Consider the following 16,195-nt stretch of genomic DNA (forward strand, 5'->3'; position numbering starts at 1 on the left):
GTCAGCCGATCACCACCCGGGGACGACTGCGGACGGCATCCGAGATCCGCAGCAGCAGGGCGACGATGATCCAGTTGGCGACGAGCGAGGATCCGCCCGCGGCGAGGAACGGGGTCGTGAGGCCGGTGAGGGGGATCACACGGGTCACCCCGCCGACCATGATGAACACCTGCAGGGCGATGGTGAACGACAGCCCGGTCGCGAGGAGCTTGCCGAAGTCGTCCTGGCCGGCGAGGCCGATGCGGATCCCGCGGCTCGTGAACACCATGTACAGGCAGAGGATCGCGAAGACGCCGATGAGGCCGATCTCCTCGCCGAGGCTGGGCAGGATGTAGTCGCTCTCCGCCACCGGCGTGAGGTACGGCCGGCCCTGGCCGAGGCCGGTGCCGACCAGACCGCCCTGGGCGAGGCCGAAGATGCCCTGCACCAGCTGGTAGCTGCCGCCGGGGGCGTCGATCACCGCGGGGTTGAAGGCGTCGAGCCAGTTCGTGAAGCGACCCTGCACGTAGGGCAGGACGCGGGATGCCGCGAACGCGCCGACGGCGACGAGGACGAGGCCGATGAACACCCAGCTGGTCTTGCCCGTGGCGACGTAGAGCATCGCCACGAACATTCCGAAGATCAGAAGACCCGTGCCGAGGTCGCGCTGGAGCACGATGATGCCGAGCGAGACGAGCCAGAACACCAGGACCGGGCCGAGCTCGCGAGCGCGCGGCCACGTGATGCCGAGGATCTTGGTGCCGGTGGTGGTCAGGCTCTCGCGCGTGCGCACGAGGTAGCCGGCGAAGAAGATCGCCAGGCACAGCTTCGCAAGCTCGCCCGGCTGGAAGGTGAAGAAGCCCACATCCACCCATACGTCGGCGTTGCCGCCGGCGCTGAGGCCCGGGATGACGGGGAGGACGAGCAGCAGGATGCCGACGAAACCGAAGATGTAGGTGTAGCGGAAGAGCACCCGATAGTTCTTCAGCAGCACCACGACGGCGATCGCGAGGATCACCGCGATCGCCGCCCACGCCAGCTGGCGCGTGGAGAACGCGCCCCAGCCGAAGCGGATCGCGGCGATGTCGAGCCGGTAGATCATCGCGATCCCGAGGCCCGTGAGGAGCGTGGCGATCGGCACGACGAAGGGGTCGGCATCCCGTGCCACCAGACGGAGCACGATGTGCAGGGCCACGACGAGCGCGGTGAGCCCGCCGCAGTAGATGAGGAAGCGCCAGTTGATCTCGCCGAGTGCGCCCAGCTGCACCAGCGCCACGGCCGACCAGGTGAGCGCGAGCGCGAAGACGAGCAGGGCGAGCTCGCGGTTGCGCTGCGTCTGCGGGACCCGGAGGCGCCGCAGGGCTCGGATGACCGCGGTGTCGCTGGAGACCGCGTCGGGTGCGTCGGGGCGTGCCGGTGCCGCGCTCATCCGCCTCCTCCTGCCGTCTCGCTGATCGTGGCGACGATACGACGCGCATCTGGGAGGGAGCTTGCCGAGATGGTCTGCTCGATCGTGGCCTGCGCGAACTCCGGCAGGGAGTCCAGCGGGATGCCGGTGTCTTCGTACGGCGTGGACAGGGAGATCGGACCGATGTCCTGCTGGACACCGCGGAAGATGACCACCGAATCCTCGTCGGCGCCGACGTAGTACCGCGTCTGGGTCCACTGGTAGCCGCCCCAGAGACCGACGGAGAGGATGCCGAGGACGAGGATCACACCGATGATCCAGCCGAAGCGGCGCCGGCGTCCGCGTCGGCGGTCCTCCTCGATGAGCTCCTCGAGGAACTCCGCCGCCGGCTCGAAGTGCGTCGGCTCGTTGGCCGCCTGCCGGTTCGGATGCAACCAGCTGGGGCGGCCCGGGCGCGCGGCGGGCACATCGACACCCTGGGGGTTCGACGCGGAGCCGACGATCGTGGGCGTGCCGGAGAAGACCGGGTGCGCGCCGCCGACGTCGGCGATGACGATGGTGACGTTGTCGGGGGCTCCGCCGTCCAACGCCTGCTTCAGCAGGATGTCGGCGGTGCGGCCCGGCGTGAGCCCCTGGCTCAGCGCCTTGGCGGTGTGGGCGTCATCGACGACGCCCGAGAGGCCGTCCGAGCAGAGCAGCCAGCGGTCGCCCGGCTGCGTCGGCATGATGAACGTGTCGACCTCGGGGTTCGGGTCCATGTCGCCGAGCACCCGCATGAGGACGGAGCGGCGCGGGTGGTACCGCGCCTCCTCGGGTGTGATGCGGCCCGAGTCGACCAGCCGCTGCACGAACGTGTGGTCGGTGGTGATCTGGGTGAGCTCGTCGTCGCGGTACAGGTAGATCCGCGAGTCGCCGATGTGCGCGATGACGGCGTAGTCGTTGACCATCACCATCGCGCTGACGGTGGTGCCCATCCCGGCGAGTTCGGGGCGGACGTCGACGGTGTCGATCAGCGCGCGGGCGGTCTCCGAGATGCCGTCCCGAAGGGCCCGTTCGGCATCCGACGGTGCGGCGTAGGGGTGGTCGAGCTGCTCGAGCCGGGTGACGGCGATGCTGGACGCGACATCGCCGCCGGCGTGCCCGCCCATGCCGTCGGCGACGAGGAACAGGTTCGACCCGGCATACCCGGAGTCCTGGTTGTTGGAGCGCACCTTGCCGGTGTGCGAGATCGCGGCGCTCGAGCCCTGGAAGACCATCGGTGGGGTTCCGCTTACGCCCGCAGCTCGAAGGTGGTCGCGCCGACCTTGATGGGGGCGCCGATGGTCACCGGAACGGGCGTCGACACGCGGGCGCCGTCGTGCCATGTCCCGTTGGTCGAATCGAGGTCCTGAAGCATCCACTGCTCGCCCCACAGGACGAGCCGGGCGTGGTGGCTGGAGGTGTAGTCGTCGCGGATGACGAGACCCGATTCGCTCGAGCGGCCGATGGTGAGCGGTTCGCTCCCGAGGGGGAGTTCGAGTCCGGCCTTCGGGCCCGACGTGATGACGATGCGGGTCGCCGAGGTGGTCGTCGCCGGGCCGCCCTTGGCACCGCGCGGAGCGGATCCGGATGCCGGGCGGTCGGTCACGGGTGCAGTGGCGTTCGCGCGGGGCGCGGCGGGCGCGGGCGCGGCGGCGGGTGCGCCGGCCTCGGCGGGCTCCGGCATCCGCCGCACCTTCACACCGAACAGGTCGGCGCGGAGCGAGTAGACGACGCCGAAGACGAACGCCCACAGGAGGACGAGGAAGCCGATGCGCAGCAGCAGGAGGGTCAGTTCACTCATGCGAGGGGGCCGCCTTCGCGCAGATCGTAGGCCCGCGTCGCGTCGGCCGCGGGAAGAGGCGGACGCGGCGGGGTGGCCTGAGCGACCACGCGGAAGATGATGTCGGTGCGTCCGATGGTGACCACCGAGTCGGGGGCGAGGGCGGCTTCGCCGACCTTCTGCCCGTTGAGCTTCGTGCCGTTCGTGGACTTCAGGTCGCGCACCATGGCGCGCTCGCCGTCCCACAGGATCTCGACGTGGCGGCGCGAGGTGCCGGAGTCGGGGATGGTGATGTCGGCGTCGCTGCCGCGGCCGATGACGGTGCGGGACTTCGCGAGGGTGTGGCGCGTGCCGTCGATGTCGACGACGCCGCGCCAGGAGACCTCGCCGCCCTGCGCGGTGGCGCTGTCGACGCGGAGGGTTCCGGTGGACAGCTGCGGGTCGCGCTCGAGGGTGATCGAGACGGGTCCGGCGAAGCTGTAGCCCTGGGCCTTGGCGTGCGTGTGGACCAGCGTGTCGAGTTCGTGGATGAGCGCGCCGCCGAGGGCGGCCATCTTCTCGTCGTCGGCCGGCGACAGACGCACGGCGAAGGTGTTCGGCGCGAGGATGCGGTCGCGGGTGACGACGGCGGCCTTCTTGTCGAGTTCGCTGCGGAGGGCGGAGGCGATCTCGACGGGCTGGATGCCGCTGCGGAAGGTCTTCGCGAACGCGCTGTTCACGGCGCGCTCGAGACCTTTCTCGAAGCTGTCAAGTAGTCCCACGGGGCTCCTCGGAGGGCGGTTCCGGTTGGTACATGGTAAGTGCACCTGTGCGTCGGTGCCGTGCGAGCGGACGGGGGAAGGGCGATGTCGGGGAGTCGGCCCGCCGTCGGGCGGGGGTCGGGTGGGGTCGTGTGCGTCCTCGCGCCATTCTGCCCCGTCGGGGCGCCCGGGCGCGATTCTGCGGGCCGATTCGGGCGTGATATCCTCGCACAGTTGAGTCGGCAGCATGCTGCCGCTCGCGCGAGTGGCGGAATAGGTAGACGCGCTGGCTTCAGGTGCCAGTGCCCGCAAGGGCGTGGGGGTTCAAGTCCCCCCTCGCGCACAGCGAATGTGCGGACAGCCGGTCGGAGGAGAGATCCCCGACCGGCTTCGTCGTCTCCGGGCGCGCACGTCGCGCTGAACCTGCCGCGGCGCGCCGTTCGGCCGCGACACCCGGGTGGGTGAGGATGGGCCGGTGCTCGACGGCCCGCCCCTCGCCGAGTGGCTGCCGGTGTCGGCGGCCGCTCTGGTCTTCCTCCTGGTCGCGGCGGGGATCGCGGGCTGGGTGGACGCGGTCGTCGGCGGTGGCGGACTCATTCAGCTTCCCGCCCTCGTCATCGCCGTTCCGCAGGACGTCGCCACGCCCTACGTCCTCGGCACGAACAAGCTCTCCTCCTTCTTCGGCACGCTGACGGCGAGCTGGGTGTACCTCCGCCGCATCCGCGTGCAGCTCGTGCTGCTCGTCCCCCTCATCGCGGGCGCGTTCTCGGGTTCGGCTGCGGGCGCCGCGGTCTCGCGCTTCGTACCGCGCGAGGTGCTGACACCCGTCGTCCTCGTGGCGGTGGTGGCCGTGGCGGCCTACACCTTCTTCAAGCCGTCGATGGGACTTGAGCACGAACCGCGGTTCGACGGCGGTGTCGCGGTCGTCTGGCGTGCGGCGCTCATCGGCCTCGGCGTCGGCTTCTACGACGGACTCCTGGGCCCCGGCACCGGGTCGTTCTTCGTCATCCTGCTCGTCGTCGTCCTCGGCTTCGGCTTCCTTCAGGCCAGCGTCAACGCGAAGGTCGCGAACCTCACCACGAACCTCGCCGCGCTCGCCGTGTACGGCGTCCACGGCGAGATCCTCCTCGTCCTCGGTCTCGCCATGGCGGCGGTGAACATGGCGGGCGGCTTCCTCGGCGCGCACATGGCGACCCGTCGCGGCAGCGCCTTCGTGCGCGTGGTGTTCCTCGTGGTGCTGAGCCTCCTGATCGTGAAGCTCGCCTGGGACACGGTCGTCCAGTTCGCCGGGTAGAGCCGCTCCCCCGCGTGACGGATGCCGTCCCCTCCGTCACGCGCCCGTCGAGGCGCGGGCGACGAGGGTCGTCGGCAGCTCGAGGGAGGGGTGCGCGACCTCGCGACCCTCCGCGGCGTCGGCGAGGAGCCCGACGGCGGTGGCGGCCATCTCGCGGAGCGGCTGACGGATCGTCGTCAGTGGCGGCTGCAGCCAGCGCGCACCGCGGACATCGTCGAACCCGACGACGAGGACGTCGCGCCCGATCGACAGGCCCGCCTCCGCGATCGCGCGGTAGGCTCCCGCGGCCATCTCGTCCGAGCACGCGAACAGGCCGATCGGGCCGTCTCCGGGCATCGCGGCGAGGGCACGCGCCGTCGCGCGGCGGGCCTGGCCGGACGTCCAGTCGGCGCGTTCGCGCATCACCACGGCACCCGGCATGCGCCGCTCCACCTCGGCCTCGAACCCCTGCACCCGCGCACGACCGAAGCGGAACGTCGGCTCCCCGGCGATCACCACGAACCGGCGTGCTCCCCGGTCGATCAGGTGGGCGGCGGCATCCGTCCCCCCGGCATGGTCGGTCGTGCCGACGTTCCACAGCGGCAGGGAGGCGTCGCCGCGCGGACCGAGGAGGACGATCGGGATGCCGGCATCGGCGAGCACCGTCACCTGCGACGCGGTCGGGGTGATCACCCCGATCACGACCCCCGCCGACCCCCGGGAGCGGATGCGCATCGGCCAGTCGTCGCGCGGTGCATCGCGCTCGGTGGTGAGGACGAGGTCGTACCCGAGTTCCGCCGCCGCCTGCTGCGCACCCGCCGTGACCTGTTCGGAGTAGGGGTCGTGGAACCGACCGAGCACGAGGTCGATGAGGCGCGACGTGCCGGTGCGCGGACGTCCGCGGCGCTCGCCGTCGCGCCGATATCCGAGGTCGCGGGCGGCGGCGAGCACCCGGGCGCGGGTCTCGGCCGCCATCTCGCCGCGCCCCCGCAGGGCACGCGAGACCGTCGTGACGCTCAGCCCGCAGTGCGCGGCGATCGCGTCGAGGGTCGGACGCGGAGGGAGGGTCACGCAGCTATTTTGCGCCAATTCATCGCGCAGCATCCGCTCGGGTGGAACAGTGGGCGCGGTATCGATCGATGGAGAGGATTCGAGATGTCGACGACGACACCGCCGCACGCCCTGCGCGTCGCACTCATCGGCACCGGCTTCATGGGCCGCGCGCACGCCCAGGCCTGGCGCACCGCCCACCGGTTCTTCGACCTGCCTCGCGAGCCGCGGCTGGCCGTCGTGGTGGGTCGCGACCCGGAGCGCACCGCCGCCGCAGCCGCCGAGTTCGGTGCCGAGGGGTGGAGCACCGACTGGCGGGAGGTGCTCGGCCGCGGTGACATCGACGTGGTCGACATCTGCACCCCCGGCGACACCCACGCCGAGATCGCGCTGGCCGCGCTCGCGGCGGGCCTGCACGTCCTGTGCGAGAAGCCCCTCGCGAACGACGTCGCCGAGGCCGAGTCGATGGCGGCGGCGGCGGATGCCGCGGCCGCAGCATCCGGCGCGGTGAGCATGTGCGGCTTCAGCTACCGCCGCACGCCGGCCCTCGCGCTGGCCCGCCGGTTCGTTCGCGAGGGCCGGATCGGGGAGATCCGTCACGTCCGCGCGCAGTACCTGCAGGACTGGCTGAGCGACCCGGATGCCCCGTACACCTGGCGTCTGGACCGGGAACGCGCGGGCTCGGGCACGCTCGGCGACATCGGCGCGCACTCGATCGACGCCGCGCAGTGGATCACGGGCGATGCGATCATCGGTGTCTCGGCCACGATGCAGACCTTCGTCGAGACCCGCCCCGTGCTCGGGGAGCAGGTCGGGCTCGGCGGACGCGCGGCGGACGGCGCTGCACGTCGGCGTGTGACGGTCGACGACGCCGTCGCCTTCACCGCGCGCTTCGCCTCCGGGGCGATGGGGGTCTTCGAGGCCACGCGGCTGGCGACCGGTCACCGCAACTCCAACCGCATCGAGATCAACGGCGACCGGGGTGCCGTCGCGTTCGACTTCACCCGCATGAACGAGCTCGACTACTACGACGCCGCCGACGACGCCGGGGCCCAGGGCTTCCGGCGCATCCAGGTGACCGAGGCCGAGCATCCCTATACGGCGGCGTGGTGGCCGGCCGGCCACGGGCTCGGCTACGAGCACCTCTTCACCCACCAGGTGGTCGATCTCGTCCGGTCGATCGCCGGCGTCGGGCCCGCAGATCCCGACTTCGCCGAGGCCGCGGGCGTGCAGCGGGTGCTGGCGGCGGTCGAGCGGAGCGCCCAGGACGACAGCCGCTTCACGTCCGTGGAGCCGGCGCCGAGCACGCCCGATCCGCAGAAGGAGCACCTCTCATGACCTCACGCCGCGCACTCGTCGTCCGGGGTGGATGGGACGGGCACAAGCCCGTCGAAGCCACCGAGCTGTTCCTGCCGTTCCTCCGGGACAGCGGGTTCGCCGTCACCGTGTCCGAGACCAACGACGTCTACACGGATGCCGAGCTCATGGCCGCGACCGATCTCATCGTGCAGAGCGTGACGATGTCGGAAATCTCGCGCGAGGCCTTCGCCGGCCTCCGCGACGCCGTGCGGGCGGGCACCGGGCTCGCGGGCTGGCACGGCGGCATCGCGGATTCGTACCGCAAGGAGTCGGACTACCTGCATCTGATCGGCGGTCAGTTCGCCACACATCCGTCGAAGGCGCCGGAGCAGTGCGGAGCCGGCGAATCCGACAACTTCCTGCCCTACACGGTCGAGATGACCGAGCTCGGGCGCGCCCACGAGATCACGGCGGGCATCGCCGACTTCTCCCTCGACACCGAGCAGTACTGGGTGCTTCACGACGATCTCATCGACGTCCTCGCCACGACCACGCACCCCGTTCAGCCGTACCATCCGTGGCATCGGCCGGTCACCTCTCCCGCCGTGTGGACCCGGCACTGGGGCGACGGGCGCATCTTCGTGGCGACCCCGGGGCACTCGCCGGAGGTGCTCGCCGACCCGAACGTCCGCACCATCGTGGAGAGGGGGATGCTGTGGGCAGCCCGCACCGCGTAGGCATCGTCGGACTCGGGGTGATCTCGAGCCAGTACCTGACCACCCTCCACGGCGTCGCCGGCATCCGCATCACCGCCGTCGCCGACCTCGACGCCTCCCGCGCGGAGGCCGCCGCCGGCCGCATCGACGGATGCCGCGCCCTCGCGGTGACGGAGCTCCTCGCCGACCCCGACGTCGACACGGTCCTGAACCTCACGATCCCGGCGGCCCACGCCGAGATCGCGCTCGCGGCCCTCGCGGCGGGGAAGAACGTCTACGGAGAGAAGCCTCTGGCGGCCACGCTCCCCGACGCCCAGCGCATCATGGACGAGCGCGGCGACGCGTGGGTCGGCGGGGCACCCGACACGGTGCTCGGGACCGGCATCCAGACCGCCCGCGCCGCGGTCGACGCGGGGCTCATCGGTCGGCCGCTGTCGGCGACGGCGACGTGGGTATCGGCGGGCCACGAGGCGTGGCATCCTCATCCGGACTTCTACTACCGCGACGGCGGCGGTCCGCTGATGGACATGGGGCCCTACTACCTGACCTCGCTCGTGCACCTTCTCGGTCCGGTCGTCCGCGTCACCGGAGTGTCTCGGCGCGCGCGCGGCGAGCGGGTCATCGCGACCGGGCCGCGCGCCGGGGAGCGGATCCCGGTCGAGGTCGACACGCATGTCACCGGCATCCTGGAGCACGCATCGGGGGCGGTGTCGACGGTGGTGTTCAGCTTCGACGCGGTCCGCAGCGAGGCGCGGCCCCTCGAGATCCACGGCGAGGAGGCGTCGCTGACCCTCCCCGACCCGAACATGTTCGACGGCGATGTGGCGCTCGGCCGTCGGGGAGCGGAATGGCAGACCCTTCCGGTGTCGGCGGGGTACGCCGATGCCGGCCGCGGGATCGGGCTGATCGATCACACGCGGGGCGGGCACGGAGCCGACGGTGCGCTGGCGCTCCATGTGCTCGACATCATGGCGTCCCTGCTCGAGTCCGGTCGCCGCGGTGCCCCGCTCGATCTCGTCACGACCGTCGCGCGCCCGGCGCCCGTTCCGCTCACTGCGCGCGAGGTGTGGTCCCGCGGAGCCTGAACGCCCGAGAGGGCCCGCTCGGATGACGCGGTGAGAGGATCGGAGGATGGAAGCCGACGCGCGGGAGGAGCTCCGGGCGTTGCGGGCGCGCGCGTACGGGCCCGGCGCCGACATCCACGAAGACCCCCGTGCCCGCGAACGCCTTCGAGAGCTGGAGATGCGCGTGCAGGAGCAGGCGCGCGTGCGCGCCTCGGCCGCATCCCCGCCGGCCGCGTCCGCGCCCCCCGCGTCCCCCGCCGCGTCCCCCGCTGCGCCCCCGGAACCCGAGGGCGAGCCCGACGCCGGTCGCGAGCCCGCGTCGGAGGAGCCTTCCCCCGAGCCCCGGTCGCCCCGGCGGATCACCACGGGCTGGTGGGCGGCATCCGTCATCGCGGCGCTCGTCGTCGGGGCGGGTGCGGCGGTCGCCGTCGGGGCGGTGAGTCAGGGCGCGGGCGAGGGACAGGTCATCGCGTCCCTCCCTCCGAAGCCCGAGGTGCCGTGGCCGCGCTTCCTCGGAGTGGAGACAGAGGATTCGACGATGTTCCGAGAGTTCTACGGGATGTCTGCCGTCACCACGGAACGGGAGTTGATGGGGCAGGGGACCGACACCTGCCTCGTCATCTTCCAGGCCGACGAGGCCGAGATGATCGCATCCGTGCGGAGGTATCAGTGGGCGTGCGGCTCGCCCTCTTTCCCTCCGAGCGTGCAGTTCGAGGTGGTGTCGGCGGACTCCCTGCCGGAGCAGCTGGTCGCGCGCTTCCCCGTCGGCTCCGAGCTGAAGTTCACCTACGTGCCCTCGCCCCGCGACGACGTGGATGCTCCCCGCGTCGAGGTGACGGCGATCTCGCCCGCACAGGAGGACTGAGCTCCGCGACGAGCGGGACGGAGGTCAGACCCCGTCGAGGGCGGGCAGCAGGACGAAGACGATCTCCTCGACCTCCCGGTCGAGCCCGGGCGCGAAAGAGGTCGTCCGCGACACCTCGGTGAAGCCGTTGTGCCGGAGGACGGCCACGGAACCGGCGTTGTGCGCCGCGCATCGGGCGAACAGCGGACGCACCGGCTCGAGGGAGACCAGCTGCCGGAGCGCCTCGGTCGCGATCCCGCGGCCCCAGACCTGCCGTGCAGTCCAGAAGCTGACCTCGCGATCGCCGTCGACGGTGAAGGCCGCGACCGTACCGGCGAAGGCGCCGTCAGCGACGATGACGCGCTGGATCACGTCGTCGCTCGCGCGCTGTCGGGCCATCCAGGCGTCGAACACCTCGCGGGAGTCCGGATCGGATGCCGTGAACGCCGCCTGTCGGACGCCGTCGGGATCGCGCATCATCGCGAAGACGTCGTCGAGGTCGTCGTCGGTGAGGGGGCGGAGCTCGATACGGGTCACGGGGACACCGTATCCGGGGCCATCCCCACGGAGAAGGGGACTCCCGCGTGGAGGGGAGTTGTCGATACCATGTGCGTGTCACGCTTCGGCGTGGCCTATCCGGGGGGATCCGTCGGCGCCCGGGCTTGGAGCATCGCTCAGCCCGGGCGTTCGATGGGAGTGCGCACGACCCCGCCGCACCCGCTCCGCCGTGTGCAACATTTCCGTCACTGTCCGACACCCCCCTCGCGACGCGGCCGTCGCTTCGTTAGCGTGGAACCGCTCCGGCGCGCACGGCTCCGGGCGCGGAAGAACGGTATGGAATGAGCACGCAGGGCACCGTCAAGTGGTTCAACTCGGAGAAGGGCTTCGGGTTCATCGCACCCGACGAGGGCGGTGCGGATGTCTTCGCCCACTACAGCGCGATCGACGCCAGCGGCTACCGCTCGCTCGAGGAGAACCAGCGCGTGGAGTTCGAGATCGCCCAGGGCCCCAAGGGCCTGCAGGCGGAGAACATCCGCCCCCTCTGACTCCGAGCGCCCATTGGGGCGTTCAGGCTGACTCCGAGCGCCCATCGGGGCGTTCAGGCTGACTCCGGGCGCCCGTCGCGGCGCTCAGGAGCGGTCGCCGCGCACGAGTTCCAGGCCTGCGCCGGCGAACTGCCGCAGGGTCGCGTCCGGCAGGAACGCGCGCGTGAGAGCCGGACCGATCCGGGCGAGGTCGCTCTCGTCGCGGAACAGCAGGTACATGGTCTCGTACCGCGGGTGGAACTTCTCCTTGAAGCGGTGCAGCGACCGGAACCCGTAGACCGGCTCGAGCATGTCGGCGAGCTTGTCGCTGAGCACGGCGATCATGCCGGCGTCCGGCGGATAGTCGTGCGCGAGGGGCGCTCCCGAGAGCGACATGATCTCGACGCCCTCCTCGGAGAAGAGCTTCGCGGACGAGCCGATGAGGAACTCCATCACCGGTCCGAACCCGCCCTCGCGCCGGCGCATGAGATCCAGCGTCCACCCGCGCACCGCGCCGTCGCCGCCGTAGACCGGCAGCCACGACAGGAAGCCGTCCACGTCGCCCGCGGGCGAGATCGCCAGTGCGAGCCGCACCTCGGGATCCTCGGCCTCCACCAGCGTCCCGAGCGTGAATCCCATCTCGGGCAGTCCCTTGTCGCCGACCCACATCTCCGAGATCGCGCGCAGCTGCTGACGCACGCCCCAGCTCTCGTCGGCGAGGCGCGTCATCCGGAAGGTCATCTCCTCGCGCCCGGCACGGTTGAGCGAGGAGCGCACCGAGTTCCACTGCTTCCCGGTGAACGCCAGTCCCGGCAGGTCGACGATGGTGTCGTCGGCGACGACGATGCTCCGCCAGGTCGCGGGAACCGCCGCGCGGGTGGCCTCGTCCGAGCTGAAGAAGCAGGGCACGAGGCCCGCCTCTTCCGACATCCGGATGAACTCCGTGACGGATGCCGCGCGGGTCTCGACCGGACCGAGGGGGTCGGCGAGGGCCAGAGCGACCCCCGAACGGCGCTGATGGGCGACCATCCCGCCGGAGGTGCGGGCGTAGGCGAGGCCTTCCCAGGTCGTCATCCATGACAGGGTGCCGCCGCCCGAGGAGCGGAGCATCTCCCTCGCCGCGTCGGCGTCCGGGGCAGGGCTGAGTCCGAGGCGCGACCGTCGACGGGCGCGGAAGGCGCCGCGGACGATGACGAGGTAGATCAGCATCCCGAGCCACATCAGTGCGCTCGTGAGGGCGAGCTCGGTCTCGCCGTCGATCACGCCCTCCACCTGCTGTTCGGTGAGGATGACGATCGCGGTGACGACCACCGCGCCCAGAAGCAGGTTGAGGCTTCCGAGGACGATCGTCACGACCCACGCCCACCGGCGCCCGCGCAGGAGGCCGCGGCCGACGAGCAGGATGATGAGCGCGTCGACGGCGACGTCGATGAAGCCGCCGGAGACCGGTTCGGTGGGTCCGAAGATCCCGTCCGTGGGGACGAGGACCGTGATGATCTGGATGGCGCCGAGGACGAGGACGCCGAAGAAGGCGATGAGACGCTGCTCGCGGACCGTGGTGCGGCGCAGCTTCAGCGACCGGTCGACGGCGAGGATGAGTACCACCGCGAGGAGATGCTCGAGGTCCGCCAACTCTCCCCAGAAGAGCATCGCGATGAAGACGAAGGACAGGACGACGAGCCATCCGCGGACCCGCCACGGCGGACGGAGGAGGCCCACCGCGGCGGCGATGCAGGCCATCGTGCCGCCCGAGGCGCCCACATCGAGAGCCTGGGCTTCCGTCTGCGCCCACTCCCAGGGGGTCAGCGACAGGATCGACAGGAGGAGCGCGGAGCCGAGGACCGCGAAGAGCTGCCCCACCCAGAAGTAGGCGAGCGCCACGCGCGAGCCGCGTCGGTACTCGAGATACGCCATGCCGGCGAAGCTCGTGAGGGTGAAGATGTAGACCCACGGGTGGTCGACGAAGAAGGTGCCGACCACCGGGGTCCACCAGCGGCCCTCGGCAAGCGCCGGTAGTCCGTAGGCGACGACATCGAAGGTGGGGGTGTCGATCAGCGCCGACCACAGGCCGCCGAAGACCACACCGACGACGAGGATCACCGCCACGAGGGTCAGCGTCGCCGGGATCCGTCGGAGCACCGCGAGGACGACGGGGGGCGACTTCCGGGACGCTTCCTCGCTCATGGGCATCACCCTAGCGAGATGCGTCGCTCAGCGTCCGGCGAGACGGGCGTGATCGGCCAGGGCCGTCGCGTCCTCCGCGTCCCGGAGGGCCCGGCGCGCGGCATCCAGGGCCGACACCGGGTCTTGGGCCTGACGTGCGTCGGCGAGTTCGCGCTGGGCACGCAGCAGGCGGGCGCGGGCGTCCGCGCCGGAGCGTGTGTGGGCGATCGCGGCTTCGGCCCGGGCGATGGCACCCCGTGCCGAGGCGAGGGTTCCGGGGAGGGCGGTGCGTGCGCTCCGCAGCCGCTGCTGCGCGGTCCGCGCGTCGCCGAGGGCGAGGTCCAGTCGATCGCGGAGGCGCGCCACGCGGTCCACCGTCGCGGTCGGCGTGCGCTCAGCGGAGGCGTCGAGCGCATCGATGTCTTCCTGCACGGCCCGGATCTCCGCACCCAGTCTTTCGGCATCCGCCGGCGGGAGCGTGTCGCGGGTGGACATCGCCTGCCGCACGGCGGACCGGGCAGCTTCGAGCTCGCCGCCGACCGCGGAGGAGGCCTGCAGGGTCAGGCGGTGCGCCTCCTCGAGGATCCGCGCGTCGGCGGCGGCGTCCCGGATGGCGCGCTCGGCGGTCGCGAGATCCGCCAGGACGCTCACGGTCGGATCGCCGACGCCGCCTTCCGCCGCAGTGAGGGCCTCCTCGGCGCGCTGCGCGGCGGTCGTCGCCCCGCGAGCGGCCTCCGCGGCGGTCCGCCACTCGCTCTCATCGAATCGGCGGGAGAGCTCCGACACGAGTGCGGTGGGGTCGCCCATGCTCGCGCGCACAGCCGTGAGTCGCTCACGCGCGGCGCGCACCTGCTCGGCGGCGGAGATGTTCTGCCGCACCCACTCCGCGTGCTCGGCGCGGGCCGACTCGATGCGGCCGAGGGCCTCGCCGCTGCGGCGTTGGATGCGCTGGCTGGCGCGGCGGATCTCGTCCGGCCGGAGGTCTTCCCGCGAGAGCGAGACGTATTCGGCGAAGGCGTCGTCGCGCACGTGCTGCGCCGTCAGCCGAGCGCGGCGAAGACTCGTCGGCGCATCACCGCCGTAGAGCGCGCCGGAGAGCCCGAGCTCGAGGTCGAGCTCGTCGATCGCCTCGTCCAGTCGGACGAGCTCGGCGCCGGCCTGCGCGCGCAGCGCCTCTGCGGCCGCTCGGGCGCGCGGCGAGCGGCGCGCGCGACGCAGGGCCCAGATGAGGACGACGACGCCCAGGGCCGCGATGCCGAAGACGACCACCGAGGGCAGGAGGGCGTCGACGATCTCGCGGACATCGTCAGGCATGGGCATCCTCGACCAGCAGCAGGTGCCGGAGGGCGTCGATGTCGCTGACGACCGCCTGCGCGCCCTCCGATTCGTGGGGCCAGCTGAATCCCCACGTGACGAAGATGACGGGGATGCCCTGGATCCGGCCCCCGTCGATGTCGTGGTGGCGGTCGCCGACCAGCACCGGTCGGGACGTGTCGACACCGGCGGCACGAAGACGGCGCAGCGCCTCGGCGATGATGTCGGACTTGGCGCTGAGGGTCTTTTCGTCCTGCGTCGCCCCGGCGATCGCGGTGAAGGCCGGCGACAGGTCGAAGTGGTCCATGAGGGCGACGACCTGCACCTCGGGCTTCGAGCTCGCCGTGGCCTGAGGGATGCCGGCGGCGGCGATCTCGTGGATGAGCTCGCCCACGCCGTCGAAGACCCGTGCGCCCGTCGTGTATCCCTCCTGCTTCGAGAGCGAGCGGTAGAAGGCGACGGCCTCCGTGGACTGCGCGGGCGTCATCCCGACATTCACCTGGAAGGACTCGTACATCGGGGGCCCGATCCAGTGCACCAGCTCTTCGCGTGTGGGGGCGGGCAGACCGAAGTGCCCGAGCGTGACGGTCAGGCGGTGGAGGATGCCGACCGAGGCGTCGACGATGGTGCCGTCGACGTCCCACAGCACGCAGGTCCAGGGAGAGCGGGAGGGCATGCTCCCACGGTACAAGTCCCCGGCGAACGCGCGGACCGTCGGTCAGCTCAGGATGCCGAGGCCTCCGAGGTCGGAGATCGCTCCTCGTGCGATCAGGAAGCCGACGATCCCGACGATCCAGGCGGTGTTCTCCGCAGCCGTCCGCTGAAGCCAGGCTGTCAGGCGCCGGAGGGGGCGGTCGATCACCCGGTGCGCCAGCGTGCGCAGCAGGAGGAGGACCAGGGCGGGGAGGGTCATCACCACGCAGTAGCCGGCCACGGCCGACACCTGCGCGACCGGTGTCGCCTCCGACGACGCGAGCACCGAGATCGCGAGCAGGTAGGGCAGCATCGTCGCCAGCTCGATGACCCCGGCGCCCACCGCGACGGCCATCACACCGACCCGCCTCGTCTTCGGATCCAGGAGCCGGTCCCGCCAGCGGCTGAGTCGGCCCGGGCCGGGCTCCGCCTGGTCCGCGGACGTGGGACGGGCTCCGTCCGACTCGGCGGCGTTCCGACGTCCTGCGGCGACGGGTGAGCGCGCGTGCGACGTGGTCGGGATCGCGAAGGCCACGATCACCAGCGTGCCTCCGACGAGCAGTCGACCCCATTGGCCCGCGGACGAGGCGAGCGCCTGCTGAGCGACCTCCGCGAGGTTGACGGCGCCGAGGAGGATCAGCACCCCGACGGCGAAGTAGAACCCCGCGACCGTCGTCAGATACAGCAGGACGCGGCCGGCGCGCACCCGCCCCGGCGCCACGAGGAGGAAGAGCGGGATGAGAAGCGTGCCGATGCTCAGCGAGTCCACGAGCGCGAGGACGAGCAGGGTCACGGGCAGCGGTACGCCGGGGAGGAGTTCCATGCT

General features: G+C 71.6%; 16 protein-coding genes and 1 tRNA gene. 7 read left to right on the forward strand and 10 right to left on the reverse strand.

Translation table 11 applies throughout. From position 1 onward, the window contains the following. Window position 1 precedes the first annotated feature (1 nt). Genes ABXJ56_RS06910 through ABXJ56_RS06925 form a run of 4 tightly spaced genes read right to left on the reverse strand, consistent with a single transcriptional unit; the run spans window position 2 to window position 3,949 of the window. Window positions 2-1,408: an FtsW/RodA/SpoVE family cell cycle protein gene (locus ABXJ56_RS06910; protein ID WP_353998961.1), complete on the reverse strand. Its 1,407-nt coding sequence runs from the start codon at window positions 1,406-1,408 to the stop codon at window positions 2-4. Next, window positions 1,405-2,643, reverse strand: a complete 1,239-nt coding sequence (locus ABXJ56_RS06915; RefSeq protein WP_353998962.1) for a PP2C family protein-serine/threonine phosphatase — start codon at window positions 2,641-2,643, stop codon at window positions 1,405-1,407. Before ABXJ56_RS06915 ends, ABXJ56_RS06910 begins: the two co-directional genes overlap by 4 nt. 14 nt (window positions 2,644-2,657) lie before the next feature. Then, complete coding sequence (locus ABXJ56_RS06920; protein ID WP_353998963.1) at window positions 2,658-3,209, reverse strand: FHA domain-containing protein FhaB/FipA; 552 nt, start codon at window positions 3,207-3,209, stop codon at window positions 2,658-2,660. After that, window positions 3,206-3,949 carry a DUF3662 and FHA domain-containing protein gene (locus ABXJ56_RS06925; protein WP_353998964.1) on the reverse strand — a complete coding sequence of 248 codons (744 nt, stop codon included), beginning with the start codon at window positions 3,947-3,949 and terminating at the stop codon, window positions 3,206-3,208. Before ABXJ56_RS06925 ends, ABXJ56_RS06920 begins: the two co-directional genes overlap by 4 nt. Window positions 3,950-4,187: 238 nt before the next feature. On the opposite strand from ABXJ56_RS06925, the gene ABXJ56_RS06930 reads away from it, so the two are divergent. Together ABXJ56_RS06930 and ABXJ56_RS06935 are read left to right on the forward strand one after the other, a co-directional pair. Continuing rightward, window positions 4,188-4,271: transfer RNA gene (locus tag ABXJ56_RS06930), tRNA-Leu, on the forward strand. A 132-nt stretch (window positions 4,272-4,403) separates the two neighbouring features. After that, window positions 4,404-5,222 (forward strand): TSUP family transporter, encoded by an 819-nt coding sequence (locus ABXJ56_RS06935; protein WP_353998965.1) that lies wholly within the window; start codon window positions 4,404-4,406, stop codon window positions 5,220-5,222. 36 nt (window positions 5,223-5,258) lie between these two features. Here the strand turns inward: ABXJ56_RS06935 and ABXJ56_RS06940 are convergent, their stop codons facing one another. Further along, window positions 5,259-6,272 carry a LacI family DNA-binding transcriptional regulator gene (locus ABXJ56_RS06940; protein ID WP_353998966.1) on the reverse strand — a complete coding sequence of 338 codons (1,014 nt, stop codon included), beginning with the start codon at window positions 6,270-6,272 and terminating at the stop codon, window positions 5,259-5,261. Window positions 6,273-6,356: 84 nt separating this feature from the next. Between ABXJ56_RS06940 and ABXJ56_RS06945 the strand changes: the two genes are divergently transcribed. The 4 genes from ABXJ56_RS06945 to ABXJ56_RS06960 are packed head-to-tail and all read left to right on the forward strand — an operon-like array spanning window position 6,357 to window position 10,195. Next, entirely contained in the window at window positions 6,357-7,589 is a 1,233-nt protein-coding gene (locus ABXJ56_RS06945) for a Gfo/Idh/MocA family protein (RefSeq protein WP_353998967.1), read from the forward strand. Continuing rightward, a complete protein-coding gene (locus tag ABXJ56_RS06950) occupies window positions 7,586-8,287 on the forward strand; it encodes a ThuA domain-containing protein (RefSeq protein ID WP_353998968.1) in 702 nt (233 codons plus the stop codon). Before ABXJ56_RS06945 ends, ABXJ56_RS06950 begins: the two co-directional genes overlap by 4 nt. Further along, window positions 8,266-9,351, forward strand: coding sequence for a Gfo/Idh/MocA family protein (locus ABXJ56_RS06955; protein ID WP_353998969.1), 1,086 nt, complete (start codon window positions 8,266-8,268; stop codon window positions 9,349-9,351). The genes ABXJ56_RS06950 and ABXJ56_RS06955 overlap by 22 nt, the downstream gene beginning before the upstream one ends. 46 nt (window positions 9,352-9,397) lie before the next feature. Further along, on the forward strand, window positions 9,398-10,195 hold the full coding sequence (locus ABXJ56_RS06960) for a hypothetical protein (protein ID WP_353998970.1): 798 nt from the start codon (window positions 9,398-9,400) through the stop codon (window positions 10,193-10,195). Window positions 10,196-10,219: 24 nt separating this feature from the next. Here ABXJ56_RS06960 and ABXJ56_RS06965 read toward each other — a convergent pair whose 3' ends face one another. Beyond that, on the reverse strand, window positions 10,220-10,711 hold the full coding sequence (locus ABXJ56_RS06965; protein ID WP_353998971.1) for a GNAT family N-acetyltransferase: 492 nt from the start codon (window positions 10,709-10,711) through the stop codon (window positions 10,220-10,222). A gap of 302 nt (window positions 10,712-11,013) precedes the next feature. Between ABXJ56_RS06965 and ABXJ56_RS06970 the strand changes: the two genes are divergently transcribed. Next, window positions 11,014-11,220: a cold-shock protein gene (locus ABXJ56_RS06970; RefSeq protein ID WP_053546663.1), complete on the forward strand. Its 207-nt coding sequence runs from the start codon at window positions 11,014-11,016 to the stop codon at window positions 11,218-11,220. A gap of 84 nt (window positions 11,221-11,304) precedes the next feature. Here ABXJ56_RS06970 and ABXJ56_RS06975 read toward each other — a convergent pair whose 3' ends face one another. The 4 genes from ABXJ56_RS06975 to ABXJ56_RS06990 are packed head-to-tail and all read right to left on the reverse strand — an operon-like array spanning window position 11,305 to window position 16,192. Continuing rightward, window positions 11,305-13,383, reverse strand: a complete 2,079-nt coding sequence (locus ABXJ56_RS06975) for a bifunctional lysylphosphatidylglycerol flippase/synthetase MprF (protein ID WP_353998972.1) — start codon at window positions 13,381-13,383, stop codon at window positions 11,305-11,307. A 27-nt stretch (window positions 13,384-13,410) separates the two neighbouring features. After that, window positions 13,411-14,676, reverse strand: coding sequence for a hypothetical protein (locus ABXJ56_RS06980; protein WP_353998973.1), 1,266 nt, complete (start codon window positions 14,674-14,676; stop codon window positions 13,411-13,413). Beyond that, on the reverse strand, window positions 14,669-15,352 hold the full coding sequence (locus ABXJ56_RS06985; protein ID WP_353998974.1) for an HAD hydrolase-like protein: 684 nt from the start codon (window positions 15,350-15,352) through the stop codon (window positions 14,669-14,671). Before ABXJ56_RS06985 ends, ABXJ56_RS06980 begins: the two co-directional genes overlap by 8 nt. A 42-nt stretch (window positions 15,353-15,394) precedes the next feature. Beyond that, window positions 15,395-16,192, reverse strand: a complete 798-nt coding sequence (locus tag ABXJ56_RS06990; RefSeq protein ID WP_353998975.1) for a GAP family protein — start codon at window positions 16,190-16,192, stop codon at window positions 15,395-15,397. Window positions 16,193-16,195 lie beyond the last annotated feature (3 nt).

The sequence above is a fragment of the Microbacterium aurantiacum genome (assembly GCF_040532595.1).
Classification (GTDB): domain Bacteria; phylum Actinomycetota; class Actinomycetes; order Actinomycetales; family Microbacteriaceae; genus Microbacterium; species Microbacterium chocolatum_B.